The organism is Lysinibacillus sp. FSL K6-0075 (genome assembly GCF_038592945.1).
Taxonomy (GTDB): Bacteria; Bacillota; Bacilli; order Bacillales_A; family Planococcaceae; genus Lysinibacillus; species Lysinibacillus fusiformis_F.
Genome location: NZ_CP151947.1, coordinates 4,881,521 through 4,899,936 on the forward strand (window position 1 = coordinate 4,881,521; position 18,416 = coordinate 4,899,936).

Sequence of the window (18,416 nt, forward strand, 5' to 3'; positions counted from 1 at the left end):
TGGAGCAAATAATAATGAGTTGGTTTTCAAAAAACAGTAGTTCTAGCTACTCAATTACATTAACACCTGAAAATTTTAAGAGCGGTGTACAATTAGATGTATTGAACCACCCCAATCTTCAAAAACAATTACAACTTTTAAATTTAACACTTGAAGATTTAGCCATCATTAAGCAACTACAGCCTTTAGCTAAAGACTTAATTCCTGAAATGGTGGAGAAATTTTATGTAGCCATTAGTTTGAGCCAAGATTTACTTGATATTATTAATAGAACATCACATATTGATCGTTTGAAGATTACGTTACATAAACATTTAAGTGACATTTTTGAAAGTCGTATTAATGATGCCTACATTGCTGAACGAAAAGCCATTGCTGAGGCCCACGTTCGAATTGGCTTGCAGTCAAAATGGTATATTGCCTCATTTCAGTCACTCACTACTACTTTCGCAAACTTTGTGAACGAAGTAGATATCTCCAAAACAGATGCTATTCGTGCTATAAATGCTTTTTGTAAAATCATTAACTTTGAGCAACAACTTGTGATTGAGGCATATGAAAAAGAGGAAGAACGTATTCGCTCTGCAGCGGATGCAACAAAAAATTCCCTTGTAACGACGATTCAAAGTACTGCAGAGGAGCTTAATGCCATTAGTGAAGAAACGGCCGCATCATTATTAGTGATTTCCTCGCAAACAGATGATATTGCTGTAGCGACCAAGCAAGGATTGAGCTTCGTAGCAGATACACAAGAAAAATCAAGACGGGGCCAACAGCAGTTGAAAGAACAAAATGATTTAATCCAAGTTATTTTGCAAAGTGTCAACGGTCTTGAAGTAACGATGAATCAATTACGTACCTCTTCTCAAAAAATTTCCGAAATCGTTGGGCTTGTTACAGGCATTGCTGATCAAACAAATCTATTAGCATTAAATGCTTCTATTGAGGCTGCTCGAGCTGGAGAACATGGGAAAGGTTTCGCGGTAGTAGCTGAGGAAGTGCGTAAACTTGCTGAGGAAACTAAAAACGCCGTACAAAATGTTTCTCACCTCATTAAGGAAACGGAAAGTAATATTACGACAATGGCTAATTCAGTTGTGAATGTCGATCAAAAAATTCAGCATAGTGTCAATACACAAGAAAGTTTATCCAAGTCATTTAATGATATTGCTGATGCAGTTTCTGGCATTCAACAACAATATGTAAATACATCAAGAGATATTTCAGCCATTTCTAATTTAATTACGGAATTATCGCAAGGGGCTACGCTAGTCTCCTCTTCTTCTGACTCACTCATTAATGTTGTCAATGAGCTAAATATGTAAAAAAAAGGGAACTCATTTAGAGTTCCCTTTTTCCTTAATGCGGCAATGCACGTTTTTGTTTACGGTGCTCTCGTCTTGCTGGCCCGGTTTCAAATAAACGCTTTTCTTCATCTGTTTCAGGGTAAATCGAAGGAACTGGTACTGGTTTCCCTTCCTCATTTACTGCAACCATCGTGACAAATGATTCTGTCGTTAATTTTTCCTCGCCAGTCTCAATATTGCGAGAAACAACGCGAACATAAACCTCCATTGAAGAACGTCCTGTAGACGAAACAATACTCTCAATTTCAAGAATATCTCCTACATGTGCAGCGGATAAAAAATCAACCGAGTCAATAGAAGCTGTCACTACAAGACCTTTTGCGTGTTTCATTGCTGTAATAGCAGCAATTTCATCAATATAAGCTAACACTCTTCCACCGAAAATAGAATTGTGATTATTTGTGTCTGGGGGTAATACGAGACGCGATTGAACCGTACGAGATTGGCTCATTGGTACAGCGTTGTTTGGCATAATTCTTGCAACTTCCCTTCTCATGATGTTCTTTCGTCATCGTATCGCAGAAAAAGAGCTGATGCAAATTTAGAACGATTTTTTCATCGAAATAAATTTCATGTCAGTCATTTCCTCTATTGCCCACTTAATTCCTTCACGTCCATAACCACTCATCTTTACACCACCATATGGCATGTTATCTACCCGGAATGTCGGAATATCATTAATAATGACAGCACCAGCCTGTAATTCATCTGCTGCATATAAAGCATCTGACAATATATTCGTGTAAATACCTGCATTTAGGCCAAGGTCCGACTCGTTTACTAGTCGAATTGCGTCGTCTAATGTTTCATATGAAACAATTGAGACGATTGGTGCGAATGTTTCCTGGCAGACAATTTTCATATCAGCTGTCACATTCGTCATAACTGTTGGTGTTAAAGTACGTTCTGTAAATACGCCCCCAGTTGCAATCACGGCACCCTGTTGTTGTGCCTCCTCAATCCACTCTCTGATGCGTTCCACTTCGTCTGAATGAATCATGGCACTGACATCTGTAGTTTTATTTAATGGATCTCCAACTATAAGCTTTTCAGTTTCTGCAACAAATGCTTTAGTTAATTCATCAATAATGGAAGAATGCACATAAATACGTTGTAACGAAATGCATACTTGTCCAGCAAAGTTAAAAGCACCGCTTACACAACGACTGATAATTTTATTTATTGGCGTAGAGGGTTCGACAATTACTGCTGCATTAGAACCTAGCTCTAAAGTTACTTTACGTAAACCGACTTTTTCTTTGATTCTCAAACCAACTTTACCACTACCTGTAAACGTTACTTTTTTGACGTATGGATGTGTGACAAGTGTGTCACTAAGCTCGCCTCCACTTCCTGTCACAATCTGCAATGCTCCATCTGGTAATCCTGCCTCACGGAAAATTTCAGCCATAACGATAGCACTTAGTGGTGTTTGTGTTGCTGGCTTTAATACAACGGTATTACCTACTGCAAATGCTGGACCTAACTTGTGTGCCACTAAATTGAATGGAAAATTAAATGGCGTAATGGCCGATATCACACCTAAGGGTTCCCTTTTTGTCCAGCCTATTCGATCCCCTGCTCCAGGGGCTGCATCCATTGGAACAGTCTCACCTTTTGACTGTTTAGCTCCCTCTGCTGCAAATTGATAGGTTGCGATTGTACGATCAATTTCCGCTAATCCTGCGACTAAAGGCTTTCCTGCCTCTAAGGCTAAAATCTCTGCAAGTTCTTCTTTTCGTTGTCGCATTCTATCAACAACTTTATATAATATTTCGGCACGTTCGTAGGCTGTTGTTTTTTTAAACGATTGGAATGCCTGCTGTGCACCTTCGATAGCTCTCTCTACATCTTGAATAGATGCTTTTGCTACATGAGCAATAACCTCACCGCTATATGGAGAAGCTAGCTCATAGCTTTCCTCTGCATCTTGCCACTGACCATTAATCCACAGTTTTGTTTCCTTCATCCTTCAAATGCACCTCCAAATAATTAAGTTCTTCTTTATTCTATCACGAAGAACTTGAACTAGATGCAATGGCGGCTGCACTAACCGCTGCGATCATTGCTGCTTGCTGTGCTTGAATTAATAACTCAATCGAAGACATAATGGTCATGGACAAAGATTTTTGCACCTTGGCCATATCATAAATAGCAATTTGTACAGCCATAAAGAGCACAAATTCATGATGCCATTTTAATAATTTCATGGCCTTTAATTCATGATATAAATCAATCATCCCTTGAAGTTGCGCTTTATTCAGATTAAGTATGGCTAAAAAGCCAAGTAAAGGATAATGCATGGCCTTGACTTTCACACTTTGCTTTTTGAGCGTATCACGAAGTGTTACAACATCTGGTACTAGCTGACCATCAAATTGTGGTGATAAAAATGTTAATACCTGTGAAAGCCATTGGAGCTCATTACCAGCATTGAAATTATATGTTCGTAGTTCTTTATAGTATCGATTCATTGTTTCCGCACGCAGCTCAACATCATCAGATGGACTACTTAATAATATTGCATAAGGAATGTCCTCATAAGATGTTAAAAATGGGTGATGTTTACGAATAGCATCAAATAAGGCTCTAGCTGCCTGTGCATGCGCCTTTTTATCGTTTTCATCCTCTGTCAAGAATTGTGCCCCGATATAGCTAAAATTGCCGCTTCTGAATTTTGCTTCCTTTAAGATGCTCACGTTTGTTAGTATATTCTTTACTGCCTTTTCAGCATCATCTTGCTCCATCAAATTGGCAGCAATACTATACCCAACTGTTGTTCGTAAAGGAGACATCCATGAGGATTGCTTCTTCATTTCTTGTAAAACATTTTTATACTTCGCTGCATCAAAAGTTTTTCCTGACGCTACAAATGTACTAGCAATAGCTAAAACAATTTTACGGTCCACTGTCCATCCTGCAGCTTTTGATACATCCTCTACCGTAGTTGCAAATTCATTTTCAATCATCACATAATCCATAGTTAGCACACTCCTTTACTCGTTTTACGTTACATAATGTAAGAAAGATTCACCCTCTTTGTAACAATTAACATAAAAAGTAAACATAATTTAATGTATGTTACTTACTTTCTTTGATTTAATAGAAAATATTAACAACCTAAAAAGGAGGTATTGCCGATGTTAACGAAAACCACAAGAAAACTATTATTTGCCATGACCTTAAAGGATCGATTAAATCTATTCCTTTTTCTACGAAATTCATCGAAAAATATCGCTTTACATACTCTTTTTCATAAAAATTAATATCGAGGCTTCCAGAGGACACTTGAATACCGAAACAATTATTGATCTCTCCTAAAGAATAGAAAGTCGTATGTCCTAACGCTTCAATTTCCATACAATAAACATTTCTGACTCAAGATAAAAAACAGCGGCAGAAAAACTTTGCCGCTGTACCAATACTTCGTTAAATTAACCCTAGCTCTTGTAGCTCTTCTGATGTGAAGGCTCTTGACCTTGTTAGAAATCGTTTGCCTTCTACGCCCTCAAGTGAGAACATGCCACCTCTGCCATCCACCACATCCAATATGATTTGTGTATGCTTCCAGTAATCATATTGATTTTTGTGCATGTAGAAGGAAGCACCACCAATCTCACCAAGGCACACATCCTGATCACCTATTAGCAAGTCTCCTTCTGGATAACACATTGGCGAGGAGCCATCACAGCATCCGCCCGATTGATGAAACATAACGGGCCCATGTTTCTCTTTTAATAGATCGATTAGTGCCAGCGCTTCTTCCGTTGCTAATACACGTTCAACCACGCTCATGCACCTCCCTACGATTTAGAAGAAACCAAGTTTGTTTTCACTGTAGCTCACTAATAAGTTTTTCGTTTGCTGGTAATGAGCTAACATCATTTTATGATTTTCACGACCAACACCTGACATTTTGTAGCCACCGAATGCAGCATGTGCAGGATAAGCGTGGTAACAGTTTGTCCAAACACGGCCAGCTTGGATTTCACGACCGAAGCGATATGCTGTATTAATATCTCTCGTCCAAACACCGGAACCTAAGCCATATAATGTATCATTTGCAATTTCCAATGCTTCCTCTTTCGTTTTAAACGTTGTGACAGCAACAACTGGTCCGAAAATTTCTTCTTGGAATATACGCATTTTATTATGCCCTTTGAAAACAGTTGGTTTAATGTAGTAGCCATTTTCAAAGCCTTCACCTACATTATTTTTGTCTCCACCAATTAGACATTCTGCACCTTCTTGCTTACCAATATCTAAATAAGAAAGAATTTTTTCCATTTGCTCACTAGAAGCCTGTGCACCCATCATTGTGTTTGGATCAAGTGGGTTACCAACTTTAATGGCTTCTACTCGTTGTAATACGCGTTCCATAAATTTATCGTAAATAGATTCCTGAACCAGTGCACGTGAAGGACATGTACATACTTCTCCTTGGTTTAGAGCAAATAGTACGAAGCCCTCAACAGCTTTATCTAAAAAGGCATCATCTTTATCCATAATATCTTCAAAGAAGATGTTCGGTGACTTACCACCCAATTCTAATGTTACTGGAATAAGGTTTTGAGAAGCATATTGCATAATTAAACGACCTGTCGTCGTCTCACCTGTAAAGGCAATCTTACCAATACGTGGATTTGATGCAAGCGGTTTCCCTGCTTCTAAGCCAAATCCATTCACAACATTAATGACACCTGAAGGTAGTAGGTCTTCTATTAATTCTAAAAGCACCATAATCGATGCTGGTGTTTGCTCTGCAGGTTTTAATACGACACAGTTTCCAGCTGCAAGTGCTGGTGCAAGCTTCCATACAGCCATTAATAATGGGAAGTTCCAAGGAATGATTTGACCAACTACACCAATTGGCTCATGGAAATGATAAGCAACTGTATCATTATCAATTTGGCTTACTGAGCCCTCTTGAGCACGTAATACCCCAGCAAAATAACGGAAATGATCAATTGCAAGAGGGATGTCTGCGTTTAATGTTTCGCGTACCGCTTTACCGTTATCCCATGTTTCGGCAACGGCTAGCTTTTCTAAATTTTGCTCGATACGGTCCGCAATTTTAAGTAAAATGTTTGCGCGTTCTGTCGGTGATGTTTTGCCCCATGCATCCTTAGCAGCATGTGCTGCATCTAATGCAAGTTCAATGTCCTCAGCTGTGGAACGTGCTACTTGTGTAAAAACTTGTCCAGTAACAGGAGTAACGTTATCAAAGTACTGACCCTTCACTGGGGGTGTCCATTCGCCACCAATATAATTATCATATTTCTCTTTGAATTGAACTACCGATCCTTCAGTGTTTGGAAATGCATAAACCATTTTACTTCTCCCCTTTACACAATTTAATGAGAACTATCTAGAAAAAACGTTATTTTATATCGGAATAACAATATTTTCATAGAAACCCTCTCATCTAATATATTGTCAGAAACATAAAATAATTTCAACTTTTTCAAAAACTTTTCCAACTAATTTATTTTTACCAGAAAAGCTTCTAGCATTCACTGTAAGCATGGCGTTAAGGTATACTTAAAAATAATATAAAATATAGGAGAACATTATGCGTATTAATAAATATTTAAGTGAAACAGGCATCATATCTCGTCGTGGCGCTGATAAATGGATAGAAGAAGGAAAAGTAACGATTAATGGGGAACTGGCAACAGTCGGTAGTCAAGTTGAAGCAGGGGACATTGTTTGCGTTGATGGAAAAGAGGTAAAGAAAGAACAACAACTTGTTTACATTGCTCTAAATAAACCTGTTGGTATTACAAGTACGACAGAGCGACATATAAAAGGCAATGTGGTTGATTTTGTCAATCATCCCTTGCGTATTTTTCATATCGGACGTCTTGATAAGGAATCAGAGGGGTTATTGTTATTAACGAATGATGGCGATATCGTCAATAAAATTCTACGTGCTGAAAATCATCATGAAAAAGAATACATTGTTCAAGTTGACAAGCCTATAACGACACAGTTTATCCAAAAAATGGGTAGTGGTGTCGATATTTTAGATACAACAACCTTACCATGCCATGTGGAAAGGATTTCGGATAAGGTGTTTAAAATCATTTTAGAGCAAGGCTTAAACCGCCAAATTCGCCGAATGTGTTCTGCACTAGGGTATTCCGTTAAGCGTCTACAACGTATTCGTATTATGAATATTAAGCTTGGTAACTTAAAGGTGGGGCAATGGCGTGATTTAACAGAGAAGGAACGAACAGAACTATTCAAACTACTTAATTACACACTCAAATAGGCATTCAAGAGGAGGGACGAGGACTATGATATCCATTCAAAGCACAGAGCAACTAACAGGAGTTCGAATTAGCGCCGATTATTGGGATTTAGATGAACTAATTAATGCTATTTATAAAGTAACTGGTGATGAAAATAAATACTATGATTATCAGGGTCCTCGACTACGTATTTTAAGCGTTTGCTATAAACTAAGACATGCTATGCTTGGCGAACATCACCTAGAGTTTGTTAGTAACGGACTTAATAAGAGTGTTCTAACTCAACATGAATTAATCTTTCCAAATAAGAATGTCTATTTTTCAACAGAAATTCTTTGGCCAGAAATTATCTTTAGTGCAATCGCATTAAATGATTTTATTGATCTGCACCAAAAATTAAACAATGCTTCTATGTGGAATCATGAAATAGCTATTATACGCAAATTTCAAGCGGCTATTGCTGATTGTTTGGAACAAGAGGTGAGTGAAGAAGATTATGTTGTGTTTTTAAGAATGTTACATGCTAAAAATCCATTTACCTTCCGTTTTGCAACACAGTACGTGGATGTTCTGAATCTAGAATATATCGAATTAAGTAAAGAGGAACGTCAAGCACATTTAGCGGCATTTGCTGTACGATTAATGATAGAGGACCATGAATATGTAGCATTAAAATCCCACCTGATGGAAGCAGCTATTGCAACGAAACAAGCATTGCATGATATTCAAATTCAACTTAATTATCCTGAAGAAATATTATGGTGAATAAATCATGCCGTCTCAAAATAATTGAGACGGCTATTTTTTTATTCAAACGTTTTGTAGGCCATTTTACGAATGGCTTCCTCGTGCTGAGGATAATTTGCTAAAAGCTCTTCCTGTGTAAACAATTCAAAGTCCTCAAAGTCAAAGCCTGGCGCCACCATACATCCAACTAAACTAAACGTATCAGACTCTTCCACCGACGAACCGAAAATTGTATGCTTTGGCACTGCAATTTGGGGTACTTCCCCTGCTTCTAAATTCAAACCAAGCTTCTTCGCTTCATATGTACCATCTGGGAAAATCATATGAACGGTTAGTGGGCTGCCTGCATGATAATACCATAGCTCGTCCGATTGCAAGCGATGTAGATGGGAAATATCTTGTGAGCGTAATAGGAAATAAATACTTGTATAAATGGGCCTCTGAACATCTCTCACGGCTATATCGTCTGATGCACGAAATGATGAAATGTAATAGCCCCCTTCTGGATGTTCGGCTAACTTTAAATGTTCAATAAAATATTGTGCTGAATTCTTCAAAAAGCATCACTCCTTTTTTCAACCTTACCAAAAAGTAAAGTAGAAATGCTACCTCTGATTTTCTTTCATTATGCAAGAAAAAAGTGATTTTAACGGAGGAAGGCGAGGGGTTGATTTCCGTTCCACCAGCGTCACTCCAATCAACCATGTGCAAAAGTGTCTTTTCCTTATCTTTCATACTAGCGGTAGTGAACAAAACTGCCCATTATTTGTAGGATAGACTCTTCCTTTCAATATGGAGAAGTGATTCGTTATGACACCCTTCAATAAAATGAGTAGTGAGCACCTTTACTAAAAAGTTAGTGGGTTGGAGTGGAAGGCTACTTGACTTCCGTGGGATAGCAGGACAGACAAGCCTCTAAACGAAGCGGCTTGCCCACAGGAAAGCAAGTAGCCTGCAACGGAAATCCATTTCTACCTTTCAATTGACTGTTTTGTTTTTCAACACTAAAAGGGCATCTCATAAATGAGATGCCCTACCATTTTTATAATCCGCCTAAATAAGCTGCTTTTACTTGCTCGCTCTCTTGTAGCTCTTTTGCTGAACCAGATAGAACGATACGTCCCGTTTCAAGTACATATGCACGGTTAGCGACCGATAATGCCATATTAGCATTTTGCTCAACAAGTAATACGGTTGTTCCTTCTTTATTGACCTGCTCAATAATATTGAAGATATTTTTAACCATTAACGGTGCAAGACCCATCGAAGGTTCATCCATTAATAATAGCTTTGGTTTGGCCATTAAAGCACGACCCATCGCAAGCATCTGCTGTTCCCCACCAGACAATGTGCCTGACTGCTGTTTCCGACGCTCTAATAATCGTGGAAATAACTCGAAAACATGATCCATATCTTTTTTAATACCTGCTTTATCATTACGCAGATATGCTCCAAGCTCTAAGTTTTCTTCAACGGACATATTGGCAAAAACACGACGACCTTCTGGAACGTGGGATATCCCTGATTTCACAATAGTTTGTGCCGCTTTCCCAGCAATAGAGAAGCCTTCGTATTCAATAATGCCGCCTTTTGGCTTCAATAAACCTGACAATGTCTTTAAGAGCGTACTTTTTCCAGCACCATTTGCTCCGATTAACGTTACAATTTCACCCTCGTTTACTTCTAAAGAGAGGCCCTTTAATGCTTGGATGTTGCCATAATAAACATCGATATTTTGTACTTTTAGCATTAGCCGATAACCTCCTCACCAAGGTACGCTTCTATTACCTTTGGATTGTTGCGAATTTCTTCTGGCGTCCCGTCAGCGATTAATTGTCCATGATCGAGTACATAAATGCGTTCACAAATTCCCATGACTAAGCTCATATCATGCTCGATCAGCAAAATTGTTAAGCCGAACTCTTTACGAATAAATGCAATTAACTCCATTAAATCATGTGTTTCTTGTGGGTTCATCCCTGCTGCTGGTTCATCCAATAGCAGTAGTTTTGGATTTGCCGCTAACGCACGAGCAATTTCTAAACGACGCTGCATCCCGTATGGCAAATTTTTTGCCAGCTCATCCTTATAGACATCTAAGCCAAAGATTTTTAAGAACTCAATTGATTGATTCTCCATTTCGGCCTCACCTTTGAAATGGTTTGGCAAACGAAAAATAGAAGACCACATAGAATGCTTAGCAAGAGAATGGTTGGCTACCTTCACATTGTCTAGTACAGATAGCTCTTTAAATAAGCGGATATTTTGGAAAGTACGGCTGATCCCTTTCTGTGTAACCTGATAGGGTGCAAGCCCATTTATTTTCATACCATTAAAAGTAATTGTACCTTCCGTTGGTGTATATACCCCTGTTAACATATTAAAGCTCGTTGTTTTCCCAGCACCATTTGGTCCAATAAGTCCTACCAATTCGCCTTGGTTAAGGTACATATTAACACCCTGTACTGCCTTTAAACCGCCGAATTGAATACCCATGTTTTCAACATTGATAAGAAGGTTTCCAGTCATTATTTTGTACCTCCTTTTTTACCAAACTTAAATAATTGCGTGATCTCTTTCGTTCCCATCAAGCCTGTTGGACGATAAAGCATTACGATAATTAATACTAAACTGTAAATAATCATACGCGTTTCTGGGAAATTTGCGAGATAAGTAGACACGAATGTTAAGAAAATCGCAGCAATCACTGAACCAGAAAGACTTCCTAAACCACCGAGTACAACGTAAATTAAAATATCAAATGATTTTAAGAAACCGAATGTTGTCGGTTGGATAATGTAAAAGTTATGTGCAAAAATAGCGCCAGCTAGACCAGCGAAGAAAGAACCGATAGCGAATGCAACAACTTTATAGTAAGTTGTGTTAATACCCATAGCATCCGCTGCTATTTCGTCTTCTCGAATGGAGATACACGCACGTCCATGTCGAGAATTTGTAAAGTTCGAGATGACTAGAATCGTTAACACTACGCCAAAGAATGCATACGTCCAGTTAGATAAATATTTAACCTGCATCCCTGCTGCGCCACCAACATAATCCGTATTTAAAAAGATAATACGAATAATCTCGGCAAACCCTAGTGTGGCAATCGCTAAATAATCCCCTTTTAAACGAAGCGTTGGAATCCCTACAATGAGACCAGCAACTGCTGCTGCAGCAGCCCCTAAAAGGATAGCCAATGGGAATGGCAGCATTAACTTTGTTGTAATGATAGCCGATACATATGCTCCAACTGCAAGGAACCCGGCATGCCCAATAGAGAATTGCCCAGTAACCCCAATAACAATATGCAAGCTGACAGCTAGCATGATGTTAATACACATCGTGATCAACATATTTTTATAGTACAAATCAATTACTTCTGTCGTAATCAATAACTGTACAACTGCATAGATGACTAGCGCTATTACGGCATAGCCCCAGAAAACTTTAGACTTTTTCATAAAACCGCTCACCTACACTTTCTCACGGGCATTTTTACCAAAGATACCCGATGGTCTGAAGATTAAGATTAAAATTAAGATAACGAATGCCGCTGCATCACGCCATAACGAGAAGCCAAGTGCACTTACTAAGGACTCTACAACACCTAGTAACATACCACCAACCATAGCGCCAGGGATGATACCAATACCACCAAGAACAGCTGCGATAAATGCTTTAACACCAGGAATAACACCCATTAAGGGGTCAATTTTTGTATAATAAACACCGAAGATAACACCTGCTGCACCAGCTAAGGCTGAACCAATCGCAAACGTTGCAGAAATTGTATTGTCAACGTTAATACCCATTAGGCGAGCAGCATCTGCATCATGGGAAACGGCGCGCATCGCTTTACCGATTTTTGTTTTATGTACGATGAATTGTAAAAGAATCATCAGTACAACTGCGACTGATAAAATTAAGATGGATGTACTGCTGATTTGTACGCCAAAAATATCTAGTGATTTATTTTTGAAAACTTCAGGATAAGCTGCTGGCTGAGCCCCTCTGAAGAAAATCGTTGTATATTCGATTAATAGCGATACACCAATCGCTGTAATTAAAGCTGCGATACGTGTAGCATTTCGTAATCGTTTATAGGCAATACGTTCAATTAAAACACCAAAGATCGCACAAACTAACATCGCCAATAATAGTGCTGGGAAGAATCCAAGCTCCCATTTAGCAATTGCGTAAAAGCCAATAAATGACCCAATCATGAAGACATCACCATGAGCAAAGTTAATCAGCTTGATAATACCGTATACCATCGTATACCCTAGCGCTATTAACGCGTAGATACTTCCAAGTGAAATACCATTCACAAGTTGCTGTATCCATTCCATGCGCATTCACTCCTTTAAATTTTCTGAAAATTGAAAAATAAGTACATAGATCGATACTAATAGTTATGTTTTGCACTACGATTCTAGTTATCTAGCACACAAAAAAGGAAGGCGTGTTTACCCGCCTCCCCCTTGCTTACAAAACATTAAGGATTAACTTTAGAGTTGAACACTTGTTTACCGTCTTTAAATTCAAGAACTGTTGCTGTTTTAATTGGGTTATGATTTTCGTCAACTGAGAAAGTACCTGTTACTAAAGAAAGATCTTTTGTTGCAGCTAATTCATTTTTAATTGCTTCCCCATCCGTAGAGCCTGCACGTTTAATCGCATCCGCAATGTAGTAAATTGTGTCATAACCAAGTGCGTTGAATGCGTCAGGCGCTTTGTCACCATTTGCAGCTTTAAATGCCTTTACGAAATCTTGAATTTTTTGATCTGGGTCTTCAGCAGAATAGTGGTTTGTGATGAATGTGTTATTCAATGCATCCGCGCCAGCTAATTCGATTAAAGTTGGAGAATCCCAACCATCAGCCCCCATTAGAGGTACATCAATGCCCATTTCACGTGCTTGTTTAACAATCAAACCAACTTCTTCATAATATCCAGGGATAAAGATAAAGTCTGGATTTGCCGCTTTAATATTTGTTAATTGTGTACGGAAGTCTGTATCCTTCGCTACATAAGCTTCTTCTTTTACAACTTTTCCGCCACTCTTCGTAATCGTTTCTTTAAATGATTTTGCTAAACCTTTTGCATAGTCTGATGCATTATCTGCGAAAATAGCTACATTTTTCGCATCTAGCTCACCTGAAGCAAAATTAGCCGCTACAATCCCTTGGAATGGGTCAATAAAGCATGTACGGAAAGCATATTCATTAACACTGCCATCCTCGTTTACTGTGATATTTGGTGCTGTACCAGAACCAGTAACAATAGGAATTTTATTATCATTTGCAATTTGAACAGTTGCTACTGTATTACCTGAAGTTGCAGGTGCTAGCATCGCTACTACTTTATCCTGCGTTGCTAGTTTAATAGCAGCTGAAGTTGCTTCAGAGTTCTCTGATTTATTATCTACTTTAATCAGTTCAATTTTCTTACCATCAATACCGCCAGCATCATTAATTTCTTTTACAGCCAGCTCTGCACCTAGCCCAATAGAGGAACCATAAGATGCTACATTCCCTGAAAGTTCTAAGTTGGCACCAATTTTAATTGTATCGCCATCAGATGAACCTCCGCCTGATGATGAGCCTCCGCCAGAACTTGAATCGTCTCCGTTACCGCAACCAGCAAGAACACCAGCAAGTAATGAAGATGCTACTAAAAGTGAACCGAACTTCTTAAGCTTTTTGCTCTCTCTCATAATTAAATTCCCCCTGAAAATTTCTCAAATATTAGATATTTCTGATAATTATAAACAATTAAAATCATTTACTCAATAGCTAAAATAATTATTTATAACTATCTAAAAACAAAAGAAAAATATTATTCATATAAGCCTTTTTCATTGTAAAACATTCTTTATATTTAGTCTAGAGTGATTTTTCAGTATAATTAGTTATTTGTGAATTATCTTTTAATTAAAACCATAGACTAGTACAAAACTATCAGATGAAATTGTTTTTTCACAATAAAGTCTAGTTGATTTAAACACCCCCTCCATCTATTACGATTATTTCCCTGAAAATAATTATGAGAATAAGAGTAACAAATTGTTTATATCTGTACAGTAAATAGGAAAAAGCTTAGAGTGGGTTCCCCCATACTCTAAGCTTTTAATTCAAACACACAAAGGCGCTCATTTATATTTGTTTCATTTTCTAAATGTACTTCATGAAGTAATTCAAATGGTGTTCCATGATGTAAAAATTGTAAATAATCGTAAGGCGGATAATATAAAATTATATGAATATCTCGCATTCGCTGCTCGTAGGATTTCCAAATATTATGAATGACTGAACGAAAAATGTGAATGGAAAAAGGATTAAAAAAGAAAAACACATTATCACGTGACTTTATTTCATAAGCTTCTGCTATTGTATGAATAAATTTGATGGGTGCATGTGCTCTCATTTTTTGAAGATAACTACGTTTATTTTCTTCTGCCTCTGCATAAAATCCTGCATCCATTTCTATCCCAACAGTTGGAATATGGAACTTATGGTGCACATAAATGGGAACTCGCCCTTTCCCGCACCCCATATCAATAAATACTGGATTGTCAGGCATCTCATACGCTGCGAATAATTGCTCCAACCCACTGTATGGCGTTGGCTCATAACGGTGATAGTGTGCAAGCTTAGGAAAACCATATTGCTCTCCCACCGTGTTAATGTGCAAATGTTTATCAAATTGCTGTTCATTCATATGAAAAGACCCCTCAGAAAAGAATGCTTTATTTTAACACGATAAAAAGCAAAAACCATACCCAAAGATATTGGATATGGTTATTTTTTAACGACCTCTGCGTTTAAATTTAACAACAAAGAGAAGTGCGAAAAGGAGTAGCACTAGGCATGTAATGGCTGTAAACACCATATTTTTATCAATAACAGGTTCCTGATTGGCTGCTTCACCATTCGCACCCGGTATCCCCATTGGACCTCCGTTTCCATCTGGGCGTTGCATTTGTTCCCCATTTTGTCCTGCTCTCGGACCCTCGCCCTCTCTATTAAAAGGTGGGCTCTTTGATGGATCAAAGTCCTCTGGTAGCTGACTTGGATCAAAATCGTCTGGCATCGAATTCATTTCACCATTTTCATTTGGCATTGGCATACCCATATTGCCCTGAGAAGACGTAGATGCTTCCACTACAAGCTCCCCAGACAGCTGCTTTAATATAGATGCTGAGCGCTGTTTAGCAAATTCAGGCAAGCTTTTTTCACCTTCAACTGCTTCCAAAAACTGCTCCGTAGTAGAGAATTTAGTTGGATCTGCCTCCACATAGGTAGTTAATAGCACCGCTAAGTTTTTAGTAATAGATTGGACATAGTCTTCTGTTAAATAGGTTGTTGCTAGTTCTTCTAGATACCCTTCATATTTGGCACGGTATTCTTCATTAGCAAGTAATGCATTTAGGAGTGGCCGCTCCTCTAATGTTGTGCCAGAAACAGGGGTTGTCACACTAAAATTAATAGCACTATCAGCTAACAAGTCGCCAGACATGCCCATTCCCATGTTGAATCCGCCACCTCGTTGTTGCATACCCCCATCACCTGCCTGAGCGGGTTGTCCATTGTTTTGTGCCACTGGTTTTTCCATATTAGTAGAAGCGTCAGCTGGATTTTCTCCGTTTCCTCCTGCTATTCTACCTCCTCCAGCCCCAAAGCCACCAAAGGACATGTTGTAATCCCAAGGAATAATAGAAAACACACCGTTCTGTTCATATAAATAATAGTTATGTTTCATATTCCCTTGATAACTATCTAAATTCACAAGAGCTGTGTTGACGGCAAAATAACGTAACATTTCATCAACATCAATATACTTTTCTATGTCTCCACCATTATTAATAGCATCTAGCATTTCAACCAACTTGGATTGATCAATATTACCTTCATTTGTTTTTAATCCGATGCCTGTATAGTCTTCGATATCGTCACTAATATATTTTAAATCGCTGCCTGTCCCATCTGGCTTAAATAAAAAGCCATCATTAGAGCCATAGTTATTAGCTAGGAATGTCTCATCCACTGCTTCTACTCCTAAGAACAAGCCTCGTTCCTCACCATTCACTGTGACATACATATAGGAGTGTGCCGGTGTTGGTAAACCCATTTGCTCCATCAGCTCATAGGAGATGTACTCTCTCATTAATGTAGAATCACTATAATTATTGTTTAAATTTAATTTTTTTAAGCCATATAAGCTTTGTGTATCATCATAATAATCAAAATCAATTTTTAAACTATAGCGATCTGAGTCACTATTGACAACCGATCGTAATGATAGATTGCCCTTTGTACGAATAGCAACATTCTCAATTTTCTTGCCGTTTACTGTAATATCTGCCTGTTTTAATTCCTCAGCCGAAGCATTTTCGAGCATATCAGCCCAATCTTCCTCCGCAATTTCAATATCAACTGTTGTTACTTTATTTTTATTAAATACTATATTCTCATAGGAGAACTCTGAATTTTTCGTTTCAATGCCTACATTCGGAAGTACAGCATATATCACGACAAAGAGAAGGAGTAAAATTGCCATGCACAGGTAGACAATTCGTGTTTTAATCATAGCCGTCACCTCTCATCGTAGTCCTTTTTGCTAATGAGGTCATTACGCTGTGAAATTCCCATCATAGCTAAGCATAATGGCTGATTTTACACCAGCTACCTTTGTTAGCTCATCCATCAATTTTGCATCATTTTGTTTTACACGAATTTCATAAGTAGTTTCGATTTCATTCTGTTGCATAATGGATTTGGATTTGAGAGCGAACTTTTTTGTTTGTGCAGCAATAATTCGCTCGATCTCAGCGTTTGCTAGCTCTTCTTCAAACTTTACAATCAATAAATAAGGGTTTTCTACTGTTATTTTATTAACGAATATTAGCAATACAAGTCCGATTAAAACAGCACCAATAATCACTAATGGGATAAAGCCAGCACCACATAAAATACCTGAAACAATTGCCCAGAAAATATAGACTAAATCCATTGGGTCCTTAATAGGTGTACGGAAACGTACAATGGATAAAGCACCAACCATACCAAGTGACAGCAGAACATTTGAACTGATTCCCATAATTACTAATGCTGTTGCCATTGTCATAATAAGTAATGAGATATTGAATGAATGTGAGTAAATGACACCATTAAAGGTTTTCTTATAAACAGCGTAAATGAAAAGCCCAATAAAAAACGCGACTACTAAACCAATAATGGAATCGATTAATGAAAATGAGGTTGTTTTTTCTAAAAAGTTGGATTTAAAAATATCACTAAATTTAATTGTATCCATTGTTCATTCTCCTTTATTATTAGCCGTACATACGACTAAGCTGATATTTTGAATAGGCCTCTGCACGAGTATCCACCGACTGTAGTAAATACTTGATGATGTCTGGCAGATATTCATCGTACTTTACCTCTAAGATCACAAGATTTGGCTCCAGTACATCCACCATCGGCAAGTTTTGATTAAACATATCAGTGTTGCGTAGACTTGATTGCACCTTACTATCAAACGTCACACGCACATTACCAAACGGATAGATATAGGCCTCTCGCTCATAATCCACTACCGTAGTAGGTCTTAGCTGGTTGTAATTCATCTCTTGATATAAATCTCGAATTAACCCTCGGTCATCATTCTCCATCCAGGATATCTCCCCGATACGCATTTTTTCATACTCAGCTTGAGATATTGCACATTTTGTTTTAAAGGTAACATTGTTACGTTTACTCTTCCGCTCCAGATTAATAACAGCACTAGACTTGCCGTATATGCGAACCCGATATTTGTCTCGATTGATAAAGCCCTCTTTTTTTTCATTTAGCACTTTATTGGAAAAATTATCGAAGTACGTACTACGTATCAAATATTTACCGTCTAAACCCGCATGCTTGTCCCGCTGCATAACATGCTGAAGCTTGGTTTTTAATAACGCATAATCTGGATAGGAGATCGCTTGTTTAATTTCTTGGCGACCGTTTGGATTAAATGAAGTAACGATTGGCATTTCATCACT

19 protein-coding genes are annotated in these 18,416 nt (G+C 38.1%); 4 read left to right on the top strand and 15 right to left on the bottom strand.

The window, feature by feature from the left end:
- Positions 1 to 14: 14 nt before the first annotated feature.
- Positions 15 to 1,325, top strand: coding sequence for a globin-coupled sensor protein (locus tag MHB65_RS24590; protein WP_205446194.1), 1,311 nt, complete (start codon positions 15 to 17; stop codon positions 1,323 to 1,325).
- Positions 1,326 to 1,359: 34 nt separating this feature from the next.
- Here the strand turns inward: MHB65_RS24590 and MHB65_RS24595 are convergent, their stop codons facing one another.
- The 3 genes from MHB65_RS24595 to MHB65_RS24605 form a co-directional block, all read right to left on the bottom strand.
- The gene (locus tag MHB65_RS24595) at positions 1,360 to 1,839 is read right to left on the bottom strand and encodes an acyl-CoA thioesterase (RefSeq protein ID WP_004233566.1); all 480 of its coding nucleotides are present in this window, start codon (positions 1,837 to 1,839) and stop codon (positions 1,360 to 1,362) included.
- A 69-nt stretch (positions 1,840 to 1,908) separates the two neighbouring features.
- A complete protein-coding gene (locus MHB65_RS24600; protein WP_342442036.1) occupies positions 1,909 to 3,336 on the bottom strand; it encodes an aldehyde dehydrogenase family protein in 1,428 nt (475 codons plus the stop codon).
- Positions 3,337 to 3,379: 43 nt separating this feature from the next.
- Complete coding sequence (locus tag MHB65_RS24605) at positions 3,380 to 4,348, bottom strand: DUF4003 family protein (protein ID WP_342442037.1); 969 nt, start codon at positions 4,346 to 4,348, stop codon at positions 3,380 to 3,382.
- A 159-nt stretch (positions 4,349 to 4,507) separates the two neighbouring features.
- On the opposite strand from MHB65_RS24605, the gene MHB65_RS24610 reads away from it, so the two are divergent.
- Positions 4,508 to 4,633 (top strand): hypothetical protein, encoded by a 126-nt coding sequence (locus tag MHB65_RS24610; RefSeq protein ID WP_342442038.1) that lies wholly within the window; start codon positions 4,508 to 4,510, stop codon positions 4,631 to 4,633.
- A 163-nt stretch (positions 4,634 to 4,796) separates the two neighbouring features.
- On the opposite strand, the gene MHB65_RS24615 is transcribed toward MHB65_RS24610, so the two are convergent.
- Both MHB65_RS24615 and adh read right to left on the bottom strand, forming a co-directional pair.
- Positions 4,797 to 5,156, bottom strand: coding sequence for a DUF779 domain-containing protein (locus MHB65_RS24615; RefSeq protein ID WP_342442039.1), 360 nt, complete (start codon positions 5,154 to 5,156; stop codon positions 4,797 to 4,799).
- A 21-nt stretch (positions 5,157 to 5,177) separates the two neighbouring features.
- Positions 5,178 to 6,698: an aldehyde dehydrogenase gene (gene adh, locus MHB65_RS24620; RefSeq protein WP_205446198.1), complete on the bottom strand. Its 1,521-nt coding sequence runs from the start codon at positions 6,696 to 6,698 to the stop codon at positions 5,178 to 5,180.
- Positions 6,699 to 6,939: 241 nt separating this feature from the next.
- Here adh and rluF point away from each other — a divergent pair, with 241 nt between their 5' ends.
- Both rluF and MHB65_RS24630 read left to right on the top strand, forming a co-directional pair.
- Positions 6,940 to 7,641 carry a 23S rRNA pseudouridine(2604) synthase RluF gene (rluF, locus tag MHB65_RS24625; protein ID WP_205446199.1) on the top strand — a complete coding sequence of 234 codons (702 nt, stop codon included), beginning with the start codon at positions 6,940 to 6,942 and terminating at the stop codon, positions 7,639 to 7,641.
- Between the two features lie 25 nt (positions 7,642 to 7,666).
- Entirely contained in the window at positions 7,667 to 8,386 is a 720-nt protein-coding gene (locus MHB65_RS24630) for a hypothetical protein (RefSeq protein WP_342442040.1), read from the top strand.
- A 41-nt stretch (positions 8,387 to 8,427) separates the two neighbouring features.
- Here MHB65_RS24630 and MHB65_RS24635 read toward each other — a convergent pair whose 3' ends face one another.
- The 10 genes from MHB65_RS24635 to MHB65_RS24680 all read right to left on the bottom strand — a co-directional run bounded on the left by MHB65_RS24635 (position 8,428) and on the right by MHB65_RS24680 (position 18,407).
- The gene (locus MHB65_RS24635) at positions 8,428 to 8,925 is read right to left on the bottom strand and encodes a cupin domain-containing protein (protein ID WP_342442041.1); all 498 of its coding nucleotides are present in this window, start codon (positions 8,923 to 8,925) and stop codon (positions 8,428 to 8,430) included.
- A 485-nt stretch (positions 8,926 to 9,410) separates the two neighbouring features.
- Positions 9,411 to 10,118 (bottom strand): ABC transporter ATP-binding protein, encoded by a 708-nt coding sequence (locus MHB65_RS24640; RefSeq protein ID WP_004233555.1) that lies wholly within the window; start codon positions 10,116 to 10,118, stop codon positions 9,411 to 9,413.
- Positions 10,118 to 10,897 (bottom strand): ABC transporter ATP-binding protein, encoded by a 780-nt coding sequence (locus MHB65_RS24645; protein ID WP_205446202.1) that lies wholly within the window; start codon positions 10,895 to 10,897, stop codon positions 10,118 to 10,120. Before MHB65_RS24645 ends, MHB65_RS24640 begins: the two co-directional genes overlap by 1 nt.
- Positions 10,897 to 11,832, bottom strand: coding sequence for a branched-chain amino acid ABC transporter permease (locus MHB65_RS24650; RefSeq protein WP_205446203.1), 936 nt, complete (start codon positions 11,830 to 11,832; stop codon positions 10,897 to 10,899). Before MHB65_RS24650 ends, MHB65_RS24645 begins: the two co-directional genes overlap by 1 nt.
- Before the next feature lie 12 nt (positions 11,833 to 11,844).
- Positions 11,845 to 12,720 carry a branched-chain amino acid ABC transporter permease gene (locus MHB65_RS24655; RefSeq protein WP_016992164.1) on the bottom strand — a complete coding sequence of 292 codons (876 nt, stop codon included), beginning with the start codon at positions 12,718 to 12,720 and terminating at the stop codon, positions 11,845 to 11,847.
- A 146-nt stretch (positions 12,721 to 12,866) separates the two neighbouring features.
- The gene (locus MHB65_RS24660; RefSeq protein ID WP_016992165.1) at positions 12,867 to 14,087 is read right to left on the bottom strand and encodes an ABC transporter substrate-binding protein; all 1,221 of its coding nucleotides are present in this window, start codon (positions 14,085 to 14,087) and stop codon (positions 12,867 to 12,869) included.
- 404 nt (positions 14,088 to 14,491) lie between these two features.
- Positions 14,492 to 15,091: a class I SAM-dependent methyltransferase gene (locus MHB65_RS24665; protein ID WP_342442042.1), complete on the bottom strand. Its 600-nt coding sequence runs from the start codon at positions 15,089 to 15,091 to the stop codon at positions 14,492 to 14,494.
- An 87-nt stretch (positions 15,092 to 15,178) separates the two neighbouring features.
- Complete coding sequence (locus tag MHB65_RS24670; protein ID WP_342442043.1) at positions 15,179 to 16,960, bottom strand: CotH kinase family protein; 1,782 nt, start codon at positions 16,958 to 16,960, stop codon at positions 15,179 to 15,181.
- Between the two features lie 42 nt (positions 16,961 to 17,002).
- Positions 17,003 to 17,686, bottom strand: coding sequence for a DUF4956 domain-containing protein (locus MHB65_RS24675; RefSeq protein WP_131521792.1), 684 nt, complete (start codon positions 17,684 to 17,686; stop codon positions 17,003 to 17,005).
- 19 nt (positions 17,687 to 17,705) lie between these two features.
- On the bottom strand, positions 17,706 to 18,407 hold the full coding sequence (locus MHB65_RS24680) for a polyphosphate polymerase domain-containing protein (protein WP_342442044.1): 702 nt from the start codon (positions 18,405 to 18,407) through the stop codon (positions 17,706 to 17,708).
- Between the last annotated feature and the right edge of the window lie 9 nt (positions 18,408 to 18,416).

Bases quoted from the DNA above. Each gene is read 5' to 3' on its own strand.
- MHB65_RS24590 (WP_205446194.1), top strand. From the start codon at position 15: ATGAGTTGGTTTTCAAAAAACAGTAGTTCTAGCTACTCAATTACATTA.
- rluF (WP_205446199.1), top strand. From the start codon at position 6,940: ATGCGTATTAATAAATATTTAAGTGAAACAGGCATCATATCTCGTCGT.
- MHB65_RS24605 (WP_342442037.1), bottom strand. From the start codon at position 4,348: ATGGATTATGTGATGATTGAAAATGAATTTGCAACTACGGTAGAGGAT.
- MHB65_RS24630 (WP_342442040.1), top strand. From the start codon at position 7,667: ATGATATCCATTCAAAGCACAGAGCAACTAACAGGAGTTCGAATTAGC.
- MHB65_RS24660 (WP_016992165.1), bottom strand. From the start codon at position 14,087: ATGAGAGAGAGCAAAAAGCTTAAGAAGTTCGGTTCACTTTTAGTAGCA.
- MHB65_RS24650 (WP_205446203.1), bottom strand. From the start codon at position 11,832: ATGAAAAAGTCTAAAGTTTTCTGGGGCTATGCCGTAATAGCGCTAGTC.
- MHB65_RS24645 (WP_205446202.1), bottom strand. From the start codon at position 10,897: ATGACTGGAAACCTTCTTATCAATGTTGAAAACATGGGTATTCAATTC.
- MHB65_RS24595 (WP_004233566.1), bottom strand. From the start codon at position 1,839: ATGCCAAACAACGCTGTACCAATGAGCCAATCTCGTACGGTTCAATCG.
- MHB65_RS24680 (WP_342442044.1), bottom strand. From the start codon at position 18,407: ATGCCAATCGTTACTTCATTTAATCCAAACGGTCGCCAAGAAATTAAA.
- MHB65_RS24610 (WP_342442038.1), top strand. From the start codon at position 4,508: ATGTTAACGAAAACCACAAGAAAACTATTATTTGCCATGACCTTAAAG.
- MHB65_RS24655 (WP_016992164.1), bottom strand. From the start codon at position 12,720: ATGGAATGGATACAGCAACTTGTGAATGGTATTTCACTTGGAAGTATC.
- MHB65_RS24640 (WP_004233555.1), bottom strand. From the start codon at position 10,118: ATGCTAAAAGTACAAAATATCGATGTTTATTATGGCAACATCCAAGCA.
- MHB65_RS24675 (WP_131521792.1), bottom strand. From the start codon at position 17,686: ATGGATACAATTAAATTTAGTGATATTTTTAAATCCAACTTTTTAGAA.
- MHB65_RS24665 (WP_342442042.1), bottom strand. From the start codon at position 15,091: ATGAATGAACAGCAATTTGATAAACATTTGCACATTAACACGGTGGGA.
- adh (WP_205446198.1), bottom strand. From the start codon at position 6,698: ATGGTTTATGCATTTCCAAACACTGAAGGATCGGTAGTTCAATTCAAA.
- MHB65_RS24670 (WP_342442043.1), bottom strand. From the start codon at position 16,960: ATGATTAAAACACGAATTGTCTACCTGTGCATGGCAATTTTACTCCTT.
- MHB65_RS24600 (WP_342442036.1), bottom strand. From the start codon at position 3,336: ATGAAGGAAACAAAACTGTGGATTAATGGTCAGTGGCAAGATGCAGAG.